The sequence below is a fragment of the Alicyclobacillus sendaiensis NBRC 100866 genome (genome assembly GCF_001552675.1).
GTDB classification, from domain to species: Bacteria; Bacillota; Bacilli; order Alicyclobacillales; family Alicyclobacillaceae; genus Alicyclobacillus; species Alicyclobacillus sendaiensis.
The window spans coordinates 1-14,580 of the sequence record NZ_BCRQ01000067.1 but is presented as its reverse complement, the minus strand read 5'-3'; the positions used below and the strand labels follow the sequence as shown (position 1 = coordinate 14,580).

The following is a 14,580-nucleotide window of genomic DNA, read 5'->3' as shown; positions in this document are numbered from 1 at the left end:
CGCGAGATCTTCTGTCTTTGTCCTTCCACATCTCCTGAGAACGTTCCTCTACGCCAACGCCCCGCGCTCCGATTCGCCGGCACCGACGGATTGATGTTCTCGAGCGAGGCGATGCGCCTGTCGCAGTCGCCGGACGCCTCGCGCCACCTGAACGGCGCCATACCCAGCCAAAAGCGCCAGCAAGGGCTCGATGGGCGCGCGCATCCGGTCCCAGGCGGGAAAGATGAAAAACAGCGCCACGTAATACCCGAGAACGAGAAGCGGCCAAAACACTCTCGCGTCCCGTGTGCGGCGCGCGTGCCACACGGCGTAGGCCGTTCCGGCGCACGCCAGCGCGAGCATGCACAGGTAGGTGGCGAGATCGAGGGCGTGCGCGCCGCGCGCGAACCAGACGGGCACGGGTGGCGAGCTCTGGCCGATGGACCAGTACAGGGCGTTCGATACCCCGGCAAACAGGTGCCACCACTTCACAAACCCCATCGCCAACGTGTGCAGCGGATGGCTGAAGATGTACGCGCGCGCAGCCTGGGAGGCCGCGTGATCTTCCGTCACTTCGTTCGCCACGTAAGATAGAAACGGGTTTTGATGCGGGTTGAGCGGCCAGAAATAGGCGCCATTCGCGTGGGGGTTGTTGCCCTGCCACAGATTGATGCCTCCGTTCGTCGACACCATCACGAACGCGTGAAGGTCGATGGCGTTGCGCACGGTGATGGGGGCAACGGTGAGGACGACGCCGGACAACATGGCGGCAGCGAGCGCGCACGCCCGGCGCCACCCCACGCGCGCGACGACGAGGTACGCGAACCACGGCGCGGGCGCGAGCAGCAGGACAGGACGCACAACGCAGGCCAACCCGACGACGCATCCGAGGGCAAACGCGCGGCTCTTCCGGACGTCCCGCCCTGCTCGTGTGGCGCCGATGAGCGCGGCCAGCGTCAAGAGAAACGTGAACAGCATCTCGCTGCAGAGGACGCTCGACCAGGCGATTTGCGACAGGTAGCCTGCGAAGAGAAATCCCGCGACGAGCCCGGCCGTGCGGCTCCACAGCACGGCGCCCAGCATGGTCACGAGTCCCGCTGTCAGGCTGTTGAGCACGGCGTTGGCGAGGGTGCCGCTCCAAAAACCGCCCCCAAACAGTTGATAGATTCCCGCCAGAAAAAGAGGGTATCCAATGGGAAAGTAGGCGGTGGGTTTCCCGTCATAGGTGTATCCTTGGCCTTCGGCGAGCGCGAAGGCGTGATCGCGATACCAGGCGAAGTCTGACGCGGGGACGGGATGCACGGCGGAGAGCCAGAGGAGGCGAAGCAGAAGCGCGACCGCCGTGACGGAGAGCGCGTCGATCGCCAGAACGGCCGCCGAGGGACAGGGGATGGCGGCGCGGCGCGCGTGGGAATGTTCCAACGTCATGAGCCGGCTCCTTTCGGGAAGGCCGATCCCTAGGCCTTCATCATCCTCTCCGATTGTACACCCGCGCGCCATGGGTGAAGATGGTGACGGATTGTGCGGCGAGGCTGGGGCGTGCCGCGCGACGAAAGAGGTGCCGCGGGCCGCTTGATCTCCTCGCCTCTCTTCAGTGGGGTTCGGCGTTCGCGTCTTCCTCTGGCGTCGCCTCCCGCTGCTCGCGCCGTCGCACCAACGCCTGCCGCAGGAGCGCCACGGACATGGCGGTGACGCCGACGAGATCGAAATATGCGCCCGCGCTGTCGGCGAGCGATCCCGGCGCGGCCAGGTGGGTCAGGCTGTGCCAAAACGCGGGGCTGAGGATGAGGTCCATGGCGAGCAGGACAAAGACGCCGTACCCGAGGGCGGACAAGCCGGCCCACAGGCACAACGTCCCGCACACCACGGCGACGGGTTCGAGCCGGAGCACGCCCGTCTTCGGCATGACCGCGCAGGCGAGGCCGAGTGCAAACGAGACGGCGCCGAGCATCTTCGCGTGGCGCGGAAGGTGGTCGTCCCGGCGGATCCATTGCCAAAACGCTTGCATGGGCTTGCACCTCTCTGGAGAGATGTCTCTCTCCACAAGGTTGGCTCAATTCCACATTTTCATGCCGGACTGGTACAATCACCTCGAAACACGCATGTTCCAACAGGGAAGGAAGGCGGTGCGATGTCCGGCGCCGAACGCGAGGCTGAAACGGTTCGCATGGCGTTTGTCGGGCCTGGCCGGACGGCGGTCGCCCTTGCGCTGTCGTCCATGCGCGCGGGTCACGAGGTGGTGTATGCGCTCGCGCGCCGGCCGGAGAGCGACAGGGCGCAGACCTTTTTGCGGATGACGGAAGCGCCCGTGTATGGCATGAACGTGCCGCAGGAGGTGGCGGCGCGGGCGGACGTGATATGGATCACGGTGCCTGATCACGCCATCGCCTCGGTGTGCCGCGAGTTGGCGGACGCGGGGGTCTTCCGCCGCGGCCAGGTGGTGTTGCACGCGTCGGGCGCCCTTGCAAGCGGCGTGCTCGAACCTGCGGCCATCCGTGGCGCGAAGACGGCGAGCGCGCATCCGCTGCAGACGTTTGCGGGCGACGAGGCGGACGCCGAGCGGCTGAAGGGCGTGGCCGTGGCCGTCGAAGGGCAGCCAGAGGCCGTGCGCCTGGCCTTTTCCCTCGCGGAGGGATGGGGCGCCCGCCCGTTCGCCATCGCGGCGGCGGACAAGCCGGCCTATCACGCGGCGGCTGTGCTCGCGTCGAACGCCGTGATCGCCCTCATGGCGACCGCGGCACGCCTCGCGCCTCTGCCCGAAGGGGCGAAGAGCCTGTTGCCGCTCGCGCGCAGGACGCTTGAAAACCTGGAGTCGCTTGGCATTCCGGCCGCGCTCACTGGGCCCATTGAGCGAGGCGACGTCGACACCGTGGCCGAGCACCTCCGCGCCCTCGAGCGGGATCCGGCCGCGCGCCGGGTGTATCTGGCCCTGGCGGCGGCCACCGTGCCCATCGCCGTGGCGAAAGGGACGCTCGGGCCGGAGGCGGCAGGTCACCTGTCACAATGGTTTGCGGATACAGGGGGAATGTAGATGGCACGCACAGTGACCGTGCGCACGCTCGCCAACATGAAGCGGGCGGGCGAGAAGATCGCCATGTTGACCGCGTACGATTATCCGACCGCGAAGCTGTTGTCCGAGGCGGGCGTTCACGTCCTTCTGGTCGGCGATTCGCTGGGCATGGTCGTGCAGGGACAGCCGACCACCGTGCCGGTGACGCTGGATCAGATGGTCTACCACGCGAGCCTCGTCTCGCGCGGGGCGGGGGGCGCCATGGTCGTGGCGGATCTGCCGTTTCTGACGTATCAGGTGTCCGCGGAGGAGGCGATGCGCTCCGCCGGCCGGCTGATGCAAGAGGGCGGCGTGCACGGCGTCAAGCTCGAGGGCGGGCGCGAGATCGCGCAGACGGTGCGGCGCCTCGTCGATGCCGGCATCCCGGTCATGGGGCACATCGGGCTCACGCCGCAGTCCGTCCACGCCTTTGGCGGATTTGCGGTCCAGGGCAAGACGGCCGATCGCGCCCTGGAGATGATGGAGGACGCCGTGGCGCTCGAGGAGGCCGGCGCCTTCAGCATCGTGCTCGAGGCGGTCCCGGCCGAGGTGGCGGCTGAGATCACCCGGCGGCTCACCATCCCCACCATCGGCATCGGCGCGGGGCCGCACTGCGACGGCCAGGTGCTCGTCTTCCACGACTTCATCGGCTACACGTCGGGGTACATTCCGAAGCACAACAAGCGCTACGCGGATCTCGCGTCCGTCATTCGCGACGCCGCGCGCCAGTACATCGAGGAGGTCTCGCAGGGCGTGTTCCCCGGCGAGGAGCAGACGGTTCACCTGCAGGACGCGGAGCTTCGGCTCTTTCAATCCATGGTTGCCAGCTACGGAGGTGGTCCGCGTGAGTGAGCGTCCTCGGCTTGTGCGCACCATCGCCGAGGTGCGTCAGTCGGTCCAAGAGGCTCGGCGTCAAGGGCGTCAGGTGGCCCTCGTGCCCACCATGGGCTACCTGCACGATGGCCATCTGGCGCTTGTCGAACGCGCCAGACAGGAGGCGGACTGCGTCGTCGTCAGCATCTTCGTCAACCCGCTTCAATTCGGGCCGCGGGAAGACTTTGCGAGTTACCCGCGCGATCTCGACCGCGATCTCGACCTGCTCCGCCGGCAGGGCATGGCGGATGTCGTCTTCGCGCCGAGTGTGGAGGAGATGTATCCGCGCCCCATCCGCACGGAGGTGTCGCTCCCGGCGCTGTCGGATCGCTTGTGCGGTCAATCCCGCCCGGGCCACTTCACCGGCGTGGCCACGGTGGTCTCGAAGCTGTTTCACATCGTGCAGCCGGACGTCGCCTGTTTCGGCCAAAAGGACGGCCAACAGCTCGCCATCATTCAGCGCATGGTCGCGGATCTCAACTTCCCCGTCCGCATCGTCGGGGTGCCCACGGTGCGCGAGCCGGACGGCCTCGCCAAAAGCTCGCGAAATATCTACCTGACGCCCGAGGAGCGAGAGCACGCCCTCGTGCTTTATCGCACGTTGAGCTGGGCGAAGGACGCCATCCTGGCCGGCGAGCGGCGCGCGGACGTCATCCGCCAGGGCATGCGCGACCGTATTGCGGCCGATCCCGTCGCGCGGCTCGACTACGCCGAGGTGGTGTCGATGCCGGATCTCGAGTCCGTCGAGCGCGTCGAGGGCGACATCATGCTGGCGGTGGCCGCCTACTTCGGCAAGGCGCGGCTCATCGACAACTTCCAGTTTCACGTGGATCCGTAGGCCGTGGGTTCACCTCGTCCTCCCTTGCTCCGCGGATCCGGTTCGACTACAATGGGCGGCGGCTTTGATCGACTTGGGGGAGGGCGTGAGCATGCATCATGCCAACCGGCGCATGGTCTCTGTCGCCATGATGCTCGCGGTGTTTTTGGTCGCCATCGACGTCACCGTCGTGAGCACGGCGATGCCGCACATCGTCCGCCAGTTGCACGGCTTGAACTTATATAGTTGGGTGTTCGCCATCTACACGCTGACGACGTGCGTGACAACGCCTATCTACGGCAAGCTGGCCGATCTCTTTGGGCGAAAGGTCATCTTCTGCCTGGGCGTCGTGCTCTTCGTCGTCGGGTCGGCGTTGTCCGGCCTGTCGCAGAATATGCCTGAGCTCGTCTGGTTCCGCGCCTTTCAGGGGCTCGGGGCCGGCGCCGTCATGCCCGTGACCTTCACCATCATCGGCGACATCTTTCAGGGCGAGGAGCGCGCCCGCATGCAGGGCCTGTTCAGCTCGGTCTGGGGCGTCGCGGGACTGCTCGGCCCCCTTGTGGGTGGTCTGTTTGTCGATCACGTCAGTTGGCGCTGGATCTTCTACATCAATGTACCGGTCGGCGCCATCTCGCTCGCCCTCGTCCTTCTCTTCCTGCACGAGCGGTTTGAGCGCCGCCAGCACCGCGTGGACGTGTGGGGCGCGCTGGTGTTCACCATCGGGGTGTCCTCGCTTTTGTACGCACTGCTGAACGGCGGCAGCACGTATGCGTGGTCGAGCGGGGTCATCCTCGGGCTATTTGCGGCGAGCGCAATCTTTTTGGCGGCGTTCGTGTGGATTGAGGCGAAGGTTGCGGAGCCCATGCTGCCGCTGAAGCTCTTGTCCAATCCCGTGATTGCGGTGTCGGACGTATTGGTGTTTTTGGCGGCCTTCGTGCTCATCGGCGGCAACGTGTACCTGCCCATGTGGATTCAGACCATCCTCGGCCACAGCGCCACCAACTCGGGCCTCACGCTCATGCCCATGTCGCTCGCGTGGCCGCTCGCGTCCACCCTGTCCGGGCGATACATGTACCGCATCGGCGCTAAGCGGACCACCGTGATCGGGACGATTCTCGTGGCCCTCGCCGCGGCTTGGCTCCTCGCCATCAAGCTCGGCACGCCGTACTGGTATTTCGTCGGCGTGATGATCGTCATGGGGCTCGGCATGGGGTATCTGAACACGCCCACCACCGTCATGATCCAGTCCGTGGTGAGCTGGCAGATGCGCGGCGCTGCGACGGGATCGAACCAGTTTGCGCGGGCACTCGGCCAGACCATCGGCGTGACGGTCTTCGGCAGCCTGTTCAACAGCATCACGGCGAGTTACGTGCGCGAAAACGCGCCTTCGGGCGTGAATCGCGGCGATTTGACGCAGATCCTGAACAACCTTTCGGGCGGGGGACAGGCGGCGGGCATCCCGGCCGAGGTGAAGCGATTTGTGGACGGCATGCTCGCGCACACGCTGCACGACATTTTCCTCGCCATGTTCGGCGTGAGCCTCGCCATCGTCGTCATCGCGTGGTTCTTGCCTTCGCACGCCAAGCTCATGGAGCAGCAGGCGAAGGTCCAGGCGAAACGCGCGCATGCCTGATGCCATCCGAGGCACACTACAGGTGGCGATTACGTTCGATGGACGGGGGGATGGCGGATGGCAGAGCGCGATGTCCGGCGCGCCACAGGCGGCAAGACCCTGTGGCTCGAGGAAGCACAGGACGGGCTCAGCCTCACGAAAGCGCAGGTGCAGGACGCGTATCAGGCCGGGACGGCCGACGCCATTCTGTACACGCCGGATGGGCACCTGCGGGACTTGCGAGCGACCATCGTCCCGGATGAGATCGCGTGAATCGCCGCTGAACAGGGCCGATCGCGAGCTGCGATCGGCCCTTCGTGTGAGCACAGGGGGTCCTTGCCGCCGCGCGTCGGCGGCCGGGGCCCCTTTTTGCGCCTGGTGGATCTTTTGTCCATGCCGCGCGTGCCTCGCGTTGCACACGATACGGTGTCCGCGCGGACACACCGCTTCGTGGAAGCGAGGTGAGAGGCATGGAGAACGTCGTGGTTCTCACCATCGACAAGCGCACCAACCACGTCGTGCGGGTGGTGAAGAGCGTGGGGGCGCCGGATATCCACCGGGGCGATCTCGCCCGCGACGCCGTGTACACGCTCCTGACGCACGGCTATGAGGAGGTGTCTGCGGTGGACGGGCGCACGTACCTCGTGCTCGACTACAGCCGGGGCGCGTGCGAGGAAGAGTGAACAAAGGGTGAACGTTGGAGCCAGCCCGGGCTGGCTCCATTCGCCTTTTCGACAGAACGGCTATACTGCGGACAGAGGCTTTGCGAAGGAGGGCATGTCCGTGGGGAAGTTGGGCCGCGCACCGCTTGTCGCCATCTGCACGGCGGCCATTGCGGCGGTGTACGGCGCAGGGTACGTGGCCACGGAACCCTACGCCCATCGAGTGTCGCCGGGTTCTCCACCCGCGCCTCCGCAGCCGCACCGCGGTGAATGGGAGGCCGGGGCCGCGAGCGCGAAGTACCGGGACGGCGTCTACCGCGGCTCCGGCACGGACCAAATCGGCACCATCGACGTGGAGGTCACCGTCGCCGGCGGGCGGATTGCGAAAGTCGTCATCACGCGCTGCGATACGCACTATCCCCAGAGCGACATCGATCCGGTTTTGCCGGACGAGGTGCTGAAGGCGCAGTCGGCGGACATCCGCTTTGTCTCCGGCGCCACACTGTCGTCGTTCGCGTTCGCGATGGCCGTGCAGCAGGCCCTTCAGCAGGCGAAACCCTCGGCGGGTGGGGGAGGAGGCGCATGACGTACCTGCGCCGCGCGTATGTGGCCATGGACACGCGCGTCGAATTGGCCGGTTGGCGGGACGGCGCGAGCGAGCGCGAGCTCGTGCAACTGCTCGACGAGGCCGCGAGCCTCCTCTACGAGGTGGAGGCGGCGGCGACGCGGTTCCGCCCGGACAGCGACGTCGCCCGCATCGCCGCGCAACCGGGCGCTTGGGTGCGCGTGTCGCCGCACGTCGCGTATCCGCTTCAGGTTGCGCTGTGGCTCGCCGAGTGGACCGGCGGCCGCTTCGATCCGGCCTGCGGCCATCGCCTGGCCGCCATGGGCTTTGACCGCGACTATCGCACGGGCGAGCGGTTTCGCCTGCCCGGCGGTTCCCCGGACGCCACGTTTCGCGACATAGAGCTCGACGTCGCGCGCATGGCCGTGCGCACGCGCCGCCCCTTGCTTCTCGATCTCGGCGCCGTGGCAAAGGGTTACGCGGTGGATCTCGCCCTTGCGCGGCTTCGGGCAGCCCACCTCGCGGGCGCAATGGTCAACGCGGGGGGCGATCTCGCCGCGTTCGGTTTCGGGCCGTCCCGCCGTTTCTGGGAGGTGGAGATTCGCCACGAGATCCCGGGGTTTGTGCCGATGGTCGTTCGTCTGGCCTCGGGCAGCGTGTGTTCATCCGGGCTCTACGCGCGCCGCGGCCCGAATGGCGACGCCCACCTGTGGCATCCGCGCCCTGGACGAGCCCGCGCCCTCGCCGCGACCGTCGTCGCGCCGTACGCCATGATGGCGGACGGCCTCGCCACGGCATGCATGCTCGTGGAACCGGACGAGATCGAGCGGCTGTGCGACGAGGCGGGCGCAGAGGCCAAGGTGTGGTACGAGGGCGGAGCTTGCGTCGAAACGAGGGGGTGGGGAACCGGTGCGGTCTCGTGACGGGATGGCGAGCGGGCGGTGGCGGCGCCTGCGCGCGCTTTTGCGCAGGCCGAAGGCGGTCTGTTTGCTGGCGCTTGTTGTGCTCGGCCTCACCGCTGCGCTCGGCGGCGGTGCGCCGCGCGGGCTGCTTCAAATGGCGGTGGCCATGGCCGCTGCGGGCTCCTGCGATCTCGCCCTGTTTCGCCTGCGCGGCGAACGCCTCGCAGTCCCGGATGGGGCGCTCATCACGGGCGCCATCGTGGGCATGGTGCTCGCCTCCAACAGCCCGTTGTGGCTCGCTCCGGCGGTGGCCGCCGTCGCCGTCGCGTCGAAGCACCTGATTCGCCTCCGGCGCCGTCACGTGTTCAATCCCGCCGCCGTCGGCCTCTTCCTGGCAGCAGCTTTCGGCGCGAGCGAGAGCTGGTGGGGCGATCTCGCCGCGCTCCCCCCGGCCTGCGTCATGGTGCTCGTGGCCTTGGCGTACGCGGTGCTTTGGCGCGCTCGCAGGTTTGCGTCGTTTTTTGCATATATGGCGACGTTTTTCGCCATCTGTTTGGCGGCAGGACTGATGCACAGCCCCCTTGGCGCCGACGCGTTTCACAATCCCATCCTGAACTCCACCCTCTTCGCGGCGGGGTTCATGGCGAGCGATCCGCCCACTTCTCCGTCTCGCTGGTTGGAGCAGGCGGCCTTTGGTGCGGTGGCGGCGAGCGCCTCGGCGGTGGTTTACCTGGCTTTAGGAGGGCTTTTGTATCCCTTCATGGGCCTGATGGCCGCAAACGCCCTCCACGCCGCAATCCGGGCGCGCCGGCGTGTGCTACAATCGGCGCAGAGGGAGGCGAAGGCGTGATGGAACTGGGGAGCAAGCTTGTCATGGTGGGGGATTCTATCACCGACTGCGGCCGGGCGCAGCCGGTGGGTGAGGCGCCGCGCGGAGGGCTCGGCAACGGCTACGTGGCCCTCGTCGACGCCCATTTGCAAGCGCTTCACCCCGAATGGCGCATCCGGGTCGTGAACGTGGGCACAAGCGGCAACACGGTGAGGGATGTCCGGCGCCGATGGGAAACCGAGGTGATGGCGCTTCAACCGGACTACGTGAGCCTGATGATCGGCATCAACGACGTGTGGCGCCAATTCGACATGCCGTTCGTGACCGAGCGACACGTCGGGATCGCCGAATACCAGGACACGCTGCGCGACATCGTCGCCTCGACGAAGCCGCGGGTGCGCGAGATGGTTCTCTTGAGCCCGTTTTACCTCGAGCCGAATCGGGCGGATCCGATGCGGAAAGCCGTGGATGCGTACGTCGACGCCATGCGGGAGGTCGCGGAGCGGGAGCGCGTGCGGTTTGTCGACGTGCAGGCGGCGTTTGACCGCTTGCTCGAGCAGGTGAACACGTGGGTGTGGGCGCCGGATCGGGTCCATCCGTATCTGAACGGTCACCTGGTCATCGCGCGCGCCTTTCTCGCCGCGATGGGCGCCCTTTGAGGTCCATCGCGTGCGGACGGCGCATCCATCCGGCTACTGGCTCGGGAGGCTGTTCGGCAGTTGGCTGCCCGTGGGCACCACGCGCACGGGACCAGCGGCCACGACCGTGCGGCCGGACGCCATCTCGAGCCTCCATCCCGAGGAAGGCAGGCTGGTGACCTGAGGCACGACCGTGACGGAGGACGCGTTGCCGCGGGCATCCGCTTGAAAGGCGCCGAGCGCCCGGGGGGCCTCCGCGCCTGGCCCCGCGAGCAGCACCAGCTCGTACCGCTCACCAGGCGCGAGGTGCGCCGCGTTGACCGAGACGGTGAGCGTCTCGGTCTGGCGGTTGAAGAGCATCGTGGCCGATCCCGTGACGGGAAGCGAGCCTTGCGGGCTGAGGAGGACCTCGGCGACGACCACGGGCGAGCTGTTGGGCGAAGCGGTCTCTCTTTTCGCAGCGGGTGCAACCGCCGGATGGCTCCCGCAGCCCGAGGCCCACGCGGCGAGGAGCGCCGCGGTGCACCAGGTCATCATGCGATAGGGCTTCATACAAACCTCCCGTGGAGAGTCGGCGAGTCGTCGTCGCGGTCCCGCGTCTCATGGCGCGGGAGATGGGACGGAGAAGAAGAGAGGGCAAGAGCGCCAAGCTCTTGCCCTTCATGTCACCACGCGTACGCTTCCGGCGCCGGACCGCCAGGTCCCGGGAAAATCTCGTCCAAGCGCTTCAGCGCCTCGTCGTCCAGCTTCACTTCCAGCGCCCGCAGGTTGGCCTCCAGCTGGTCCAGCGTGCGCGGCCCGATGATGGGCGCCGTCACGGCCGGGTTGTGCAACAGCCACGCGAGGGCAACCACGTCCTGCGGCTCGCCGATCTCGTCGCACAGCTTCTTGAACGCCTCCAGTTTCGGGCGCAGCCGCTCGATCTCTTCTTTGGCCCGCGCGGTGCGTTGTCCGGCTCCCGTGAGCGCGTTGCGCCCGAGCAAGCCTCCGGCGAGCGGGCTCCAAGGGATGACGCCGATGCCGTGCGCCTGCGCGCAAGGCAGCACCTCAAGCTCCGGCTCGCGGCAGAGCAGATGGTATTTGTGCTGCTCCGAAACGAGGCCGAAGAAATTGCGCGCCTTCGCGGCCGCCTGCGCCACCGCGAGGTGCCAGCCCGCGAAGTTGGACGCGCCCACGTAGTCGATCTTCCCTTGGTACCGGGCGACCTCAAATGCTTCCCACAGCTCGTCCCACGAGACCGAGAGGTCCACGTGGTGCATCTGGTACAGCTCGATGTGGTCCGTCTGCAGGCGCCTGAGCGAGCCTTCCAGGTGACGGCGGATCTTGTACGCGGACAGGCCGCGGCCGTCGTTCGGTCCGTCGAGAGGGTCCTCCATGGGGTTGTACACCTTCGTGGCCAACACCACGCGCTCGCGGCGACCGCCGCCCTGCGCGAACCAGCGGCCGATGATCTCCTCCGTCCAGCCGCGATGGCCCGGGCCACCGTACACGTTGGCCGTGTCGAAAAAGTTGATCCCCGCATCAAGCGCGGCGTCCATGATGCGGAACGCCTCTTTCTCCTCCGTCTCGGGTCCGAAGTTCATCGTGCCGAGGCAGAGGCGGCTCACCTTGAGGCCGGATCGGCCGAGCGTCGTGTACTGCACTTGAGACCACACTCCTTTGCGGTTGTCCTCACGCTATGATTCATATCACTTTGCGGCAACGCTTTCAAATCATCGTTTGGGATTTTCGAATCCGGCGCGAAAGCTGCCCCGCCGTTGGTGCGGTGCAAAGCGCCTCGCGCCGTACCATCGCGCCCCCGAGCGGCCGGCGGAGGGCGAAACTCGTCCTCCGCTTTCGATCCGCCCCTCACCTCTTGCGGCCGTGGATGCGCGCACGTACAATAAGCGGTGAGATCTCTGCGCGAAAATTCCTGTCCACTGACGAAAACGCTTTCGATTCGAGGCCGATCACGTCGCGGTGGTTGAGCCGCGGGAAAAGGTGTTGTCCCATGACCACAATCTACGATATCGCGCGCCGGGCCGGCGTGTCCGCCACCACGGTGTCCAAGGTGTTGAACGGCTATCCCGACGTGAGTCAGAAGACCCGCGAGAAGGTGCAGCGCATCACGCGCGAATTGGGATATCAGCCGAACGCGGCGGCCCGCGGCCTCGTCACGCGCCGATCCATGTCCATTGGCGTGTTCTTTCAAGACGATGCCCGAATGGGGTTTCGGCATCCGTTCCTCCACGATATCGTCGCAAGCTTTCAGGACGTCGTCGGCGAAAGCGGGTACGACCTTCTTTTCTTCTCTCGAACCACACCGCCCAACGCGCCCCAGGGCTTCGAGGCTCGGGCCCGCCATCGCGGCGTGGACGGCCTGTTCTTGCTCGGCATTCCGCGCACGTCGCCTGGTCTTCCTTCCCTTGTTCGCAGCCGCATCCCCGTGGTCTCGGTCGATCTCGACCTGTTTGGCCCGCGGGCGAGCTGGTTGTCGTCCGACAACATCGGCGGCGCCAAGCTCGCCGTCATGCACCTCGCCGCGATGGGGCACACCAAGATCGGTTTTGTCGGCGATCGTTACGGGACGAAGCCGGGGCAGGACAGGGCGCTCGGCTACCACATGGCGCTGCAGGAACTGGGGCTCGCCTTTCGCAGCGAGTGGGTCGCCGAGGGGGACTTCATGGAGGAATCGGGCGAAGAGGCGATGCACCGGATCCTGGAGGCGCGCGAATGGCCCACCGCCGTCTTTTTCGCCTCAGACATGATGGCCATCGGCGCCATGAAGGCGCTTCGCGAGCGGGGCCTCGAGCCGGGACGGGACATCTCGCTCGTCGGCTTTGACGACGTGGCGATTGCCCGACTCGTGACGCCCGCGCTGACGACTATCCGGCAAAACACGCGCGCCATGGGTGAAGAGGCGGCGCGCGAGCTGCTCGACCTCATGCAGAATCCGAATCGGCCTCCCCGCGTGATCACCATTCCGGTGGAACTGGTCTCGCGAGACAGCGTTGCGCGCATCGGCGGGTGAACCTCACGCCGCGGACGGCTGGCGCGAGGCCTTCGATTTCGCTTTTCGCCACCGCGCGATGGACGCAGCGAGGACGAGGGCGCTCGGCACAGCGTAGACGAGCTTCGCCCACCCGGTGTGGGTGTCGGATCCGGCCAGCAGGCCGTGGAGCGTCACGGCTGCGAACATCGGGAACGCGAGCAGGTGAATGCGGCGCCAGACCGCGGCGTTGAGTCGCTCGCGAAAATAGGACGTGACCACGAGCAGCACCCAGGTGTACAGGCTCAGGATGCCGAGCGCGACAGCCGCGGGCCGGTAGGTGTCCGCAAACGGGACGAAAAGCGACGAGATGGAAAAGGGAATCGTCTTGTCCTCGTACAGGCCCCACAGGTGGAAGAACAGAAAGGGCAGCACGAGCATCGCCGAAAACTGATGCAGTTGCGTCACGAGCTTTCGTAGCTTCAGCTTGTCCCACACGCCGCTGGTGGTGGTGGCGCCGAGGAACGCGGTGAGCGACAGGAGCAGGTACGCCGTCATCCCTGCGGAGCGCGCCATGTACCAATGGGTCATATTGGCGCTTGCGGGCGCCGGATTCGTCAACGCCGTGACGGCATACGACGCGAAGACGATGCCGAGGATCACGACCCAGGTATACAAGAACGGCCATCGCTGCGGTTTCGCCATCAATTGCATGGGATCACATCTCCTTTCGTGGTCGCGATGAGAAAGGAAACACAAACGCCTGCCTCGCGGGCGGCGCGAAGGTATTGGGTGCCTCGCTCCGCTCCGAGGAGCAGCGCCACCTTGGCCAACACCTCGGCGGTCGTCAGTTCGTCGGCGCAGACCGACGCGGACACGACGTCGGTGTCGGCCGCAAGCCCGGTGAACGGATCGAGGAGATGGTGCATCACCCGCCCGGAAGGGGTTTGCCACCGGCGCTTGTACGTGCCGCTCGTCGCGACGCCGCCCCGCGTCACCCAAAGCGTGCCAATCGGTTCGTCCTCGCCGAACGGATTCGCCACGCGGACGGGCCAGGGCTCGCCGTCGCTCATCACTTGCACGTCGCCACCCGCGGACAGCGCGAAGTTGCGGAGCCCCTGGGCGCGAAGCTCCGACGCAGCGCGCGTGACGATGTAGCCTTTCGCGATCCCGCCGAGATCGATCGCATACCCTGGTCTGAGTCGGACCGCGCCATTGGGGCCGAATTCGACGGGCGGCGCCACGGGCGGCACGCGCGTGGAGGATAGGATGGGCTCCACGGTCACGTTCAGCTGGTCAAAGCTCACGCTGTAGCCGATGCGGCGCATGTCCTCGCCGATAAACGGGTCAAAATAGCCTCGTGTCTTCTGAAACCAATGCGCCGCGAGCTTCAGCACCTCGTCGAGCTCGGGCGGGACCTGCGTCCACGTTCCGGCCAGCCGATTGAGGCGGGAGAGATCACTTGCCGGATCGAACCGCGAGAAGATGCGCTCGTAGCGGCGAATCGAGCGCTCCAGCCCACAGGCGAGTGCCGAGAGTTCGGGGCCGGTCAGCCAGTCGTCGACGAACAGCTCGACGTCGGTGCCCATGGCGCGAAATGCGGTGGACTGCATGGCGGTCACCTCAAGAGGCCGAGGTCACGGGCCCCGGAAAACTTGGCATGGCGCTCCCGCCGCCGCTCGCAAA

Annotated in this window: 17 protein-coding genes; 11 read left to right on the top strand and 6 right to left on the bottom strand. The window is 66.7% G+C overall.

Going from position 1 to position 14,580, the window contains the following annotated elements; genetic code table 11:
• Positions 1 to 48: 48 nt before the first annotated feature.
• Positions 49 to 1,407, bottom strand: coding sequence for a glycosyltransferase family 39 protein (locus AS26_RS11810; protein ID WP_062309767.1), 1,359 nt, complete (start codon positions 1,405 to 1,407; stop codon positions 49 to 51).
• A gap of 163 nt (positions 1,408 to 1,570) precedes the next feature.
• Positions 1,571 to 1,987 carry a hypothetical protein gene (locus AS26_RS11805; protein WP_062309765.1) on the bottom strand — a complete coding sequence of 139 codons (417 nt, stop codon included), beginning with the start codon at positions 1,985 to 1,987 and terminating at the stop codon, positions 1,571 to 1,573.
• Between the two features lie 123 nt (positions 1,988 to 2,110).
• Between AS26_RS11805 and AS26_RS11800 the strand changes: the two genes are divergently transcribed.
• The 10 genes from AS26_RS11800 to AS26_RS11755 all read left to right on the top strand — a co-directional run bounded on the left by AS26_RS11800 (position 2,111) and on the right by AS26_RS11755 (position 9,947).
• On the top strand, positions 2,111 to 3,010 hold the full coding sequence (locus tag AS26_RS11800) for a Rossmann-like and DUF2520 domain-containing protein (RefSeq protein ID WP_062309762.1): 900 nt from the start codon (positions 2,111 to 2,113) through the stop codon (positions 3,008 to 3,010).
• The gene (gene panB, locus AS26_RS11795) at positions 3,011 to 3,880 is read left to right on the top strand and encodes a 3-methyl-2-oxobutanoate hydroxymethyltransferase (protein WP_062309760.1); all 870 of its coding nucleotides are present in this window, start codon (positions 3,011 to 3,013) and stop codon (positions 3,878 to 3,880) included.
• Positions 3,873 to 4,739, top strand: coding sequence for a pantoate--beta-alanine ligase (gene panC / locus AS26_RS11790; protein WP_062309758.1), 867 nt, complete (start codon positions 3,873 to 3,875; stop codon positions 4,737 to 4,739). Before panB ends, panC begins: the two co-directional genes overlap by 8 nt.
• A gap of 91 nt (positions 4,740 to 4,830) precedes the next feature.
• On the top strand, positions 4,831 to 6,351 hold the full coding sequence (locus tag AS26_RS11785; protein WP_062309756.1) for an MDR family MFS transporter: 1,521 nt from the start codon (positions 4,831 to 4,833) through the stop codon (positions 6,349 to 6,351).
• A 57-nt stretch (positions 6,352 to 6,408) separates the two neighbouring features.
• Positions 6,409 to 6,603, top strand: a complete 195-nt coding sequence (locus tag AS26_RS11780) for a hypothetical protein (protein ID WP_062309754.1) — start codon at positions 6,409 to 6,411, stop codon at positions 6,601 to 6,603.
• 197 nt (positions 6,604 to 6,800) lie between these two features.
• The gene (locus AS26_RS11775; RefSeq protein WP_062309752.1) at positions 6,801 to 7,013 is read left to right on the top strand and encodes a hypothetical protein; all 213 of its coding nucleotides are present in this window, start codon (positions 6,801 to 6,803) and stop codon (positions 7,011 to 7,013) included.
• Between the two features lie 94 nt (positions 7,014 to 7,107).
• Positions 7,108 to 7,578 (top strand): FMN-binding protein, encoded by a 471-nt coding sequence (locus tag AS26_RS11770; protein ID WP_245629749.1) that lies wholly within the window; start codon positions 7,108 to 7,110, stop codon positions 7,576 to 7,578.
• Positions 7,575 to 8,480 (top strand): FAD:protein FMN transferase, encoded by a 906-nt coding sequence (locus tag AS26_RS11765; protein WP_062309748.1) that lies wholly within the window; start codon positions 7,575 to 7,577, stop codon positions 8,478 to 8,480. Before AS26_RS11770 ends, AS26_RS11765 begins: the two co-directional genes overlap by 4 nt.
• A complete protein-coding gene (locus tag AS26_RS11760) occupies positions 8,467 to 9,309 on the top strand; it encodes an RnfABCDGE type electron transport complex subunit D (protein ID WP_062309747.1) in 843 nt (280 codons plus the stop codon). The genes AS26_RS11765 and AS26_RS11760 overlap by 14 nt, the downstream gene beginning before the upstream one ends.
• The gene (locus tag AS26_RS11755) at positions 9,309 to 9,947 is read left to right on the top strand and encodes an SGNH/GDSL hydrolase family protein (protein WP_062309769.1); all 639 of its coding nucleotides are present in this window, start codon (positions 9,309 to 9,311) and stop codon (positions 9,945 to 9,947) included. The genes AS26_RS11760 and AS26_RS11755 overlap by 1 nt, the downstream gene beginning before the upstream one ends.
• A 33-nt stretch (positions 9,948 to 9,980) precedes the next feature.
• On the opposite strand, the gene AS26_RS11750 is transcribed toward AS26_RS11755, so the two are convergent.
• Both AS26_RS11750 and AS26_RS11745 read right to left on the bottom strand, forming a co-directional pair.
• Positions 9,981 to 10,478: a hypothetical protein gene (locus tag AS26_RS11750; RefSeq protein ID WP_062309745.1), complete on the bottom strand. Its 498-nt coding sequence runs from the start codon at positions 10,476 to 10,478 to the stop codon at positions 9,981 to 9,983.
• A gap of 113 nt (positions 10,479 to 10,591) precedes the next feature.
• The gene (locus AS26_RS11745; RefSeq protein WP_062309743.1) at positions 10,592 to 11,569 is read right to left on the bottom strand and encodes an aldo/keto reductase; all 978 of its coding nucleotides are present in this window, start codon (positions 11,567 to 11,569) and stop codon (positions 10,592 to 10,594) included.
• A gap of 347 nt (positions 11,570 to 11,916) precedes the next feature.
• On the opposite strand from AS26_RS11745, the gene AS26_RS11740 reads away from it, so the two are divergent.
• A complete protein-coding gene (locus tag AS26_RS11740; protein ID WP_062309740.1) occupies positions 11,917 to 12,936 on the top strand; it encodes a LacI family DNA-binding transcriptional regulator in 1,020 nt (339 codons plus the stop codon).
• Positions 12,937 to 12,939: 3 nt separating this feature from the next.
• Here AS26_RS11740 and AS26_RS11735 read toward each other — a convergent pair whose 3' ends face one another.
• Positions 12,940 to 13,608, bottom strand: a complete 669-nt coding sequence (locus tag AS26_RS11735; protein WP_062309738.1) for a ferric reductase-like transmembrane domain-containing protein — start codon at positions 13,606 to 13,608, stop codon at positions 12,940 to 12,942.
• Positions 13,599 to 14,507, bottom strand: coding sequence for an FAD:protein FMN transferase (locus AS26_RS11730; protein ID WP_062309736.1), 909 nt, complete (start codon positions 14,505 to 14,507; stop codon positions 13,599 to 13,601). The genes AS26_RS11735 and AS26_RS11730 overlap by 10 nt, the downstream gene beginning before the upstream one ends.
• Positions 14,508 to 14,580: the final 73 nt, after the last annotated feature.

What these genes read in the sequence shown, in the direction of transcription:
- AS26_RS11810 (WP_062309767.1), bottom strand. Translation starts at nt 1,407, where the DNA reads ATGACGTTGGAACATTCCCACGCGCGCCGCGCCGCCATCCCCTGTCCC.
- AS26_RS11750 (WP_062309745.1), bottom strand. Translation starts at nt 10,478, where the DNA reads ATGAAGCCCTATCGCATGATGACCTGGTGCACCGCGGCGCTCCTCGCC.
- AS26_RS11775 (WP_062309752.1), top strand. Translation starts at nt 6,801, where the DNA reads ATGGAGAACGTCGTGGTTCTCACCATCGACAAGCGCACCAACCACGTC.
- panB (WP_062309760.1), top strand. Translation starts at nt 3,011, where the DNA reads ATGGCACGCACAGTGACCGTGCGCACGCTCGCCAACATGAAGCGGGCG.
- AS26_RS11755 (WP_062309769.1), top strand. Translation starts at nt 9,309, where the DNA reads ATGGAACTGGGGAGCAAGCTTGTCATGGTGGGGGATTCTATCACCGAC.
- AS26_RS11805 (WP_062309765.1), bottom strand. Translation starts at nt 1,987, where the DNA reads ATGCAAGCGTTTTGGCAATGGATCCGCCGGGACGACCACCTTCCGCGC.
- AS26_RS11780 (WP_062309754.1), top strand. Translation starts at nt 6,409, where the DNA reads ATGGCAGAGCGCGATGTCCGGCGCGCCACAGGCGGCAAGACCCTGTGG.
- AS26_RS11730 (WP_062309736.1), bottom strand. Translation starts at nt 14,507, where the DNA reads ATGCAGTCCACCGCATTTCGCGCCATGGGCACCGACGTCGAGCTGTTC.
- AS26_RS11770 (WP_245629749.1), top strand. Translation starts at nt 7,108, where the DNA reads ATGTCCGTGGGGAAGTTGGGCCGCGCACCGCTTGTCGCCATCTGCACG.
- AS26_RS11785 (WP_062309756.1), top strand. Translation starts at nt 4,831, where the DNA reads ATGCATCATGCCAACCGGCGCATGGTCTCTGTCGCCATGATGCTCGCG.
- AS26_RS11735 (WP_062309738.1), bottom strand. Translation starts at nt 13,608, where the DNA reads ATGCAATTGATGGCGAAACCGCAGCGATGGCCGTTCTTGTATACCTGG.
- AS26_RS11800 (WP_062309762.1), top strand. Translation starts at nt 2,111, where the DNA reads ATGTCCGGCGCCGAACGCGAGGCTGAAACGGTTCGCATGGCGTTTGTC.
- AS26_RS11740 (WP_062309740.1), top strand. Translation starts at nt 11,917, where the DNA reads ATGACCACAATCTACGATATCGCGCGCCGGGCCGGCGTGTCCGCCACC.
- AS26_RS11765 (WP_062309748.1), top strand. Translation starts at nt 7,575, where the DNA reads ATGACGTACCTGCGCCGCGCGTATGTGGCCATGGACACGCGCGTCGAA.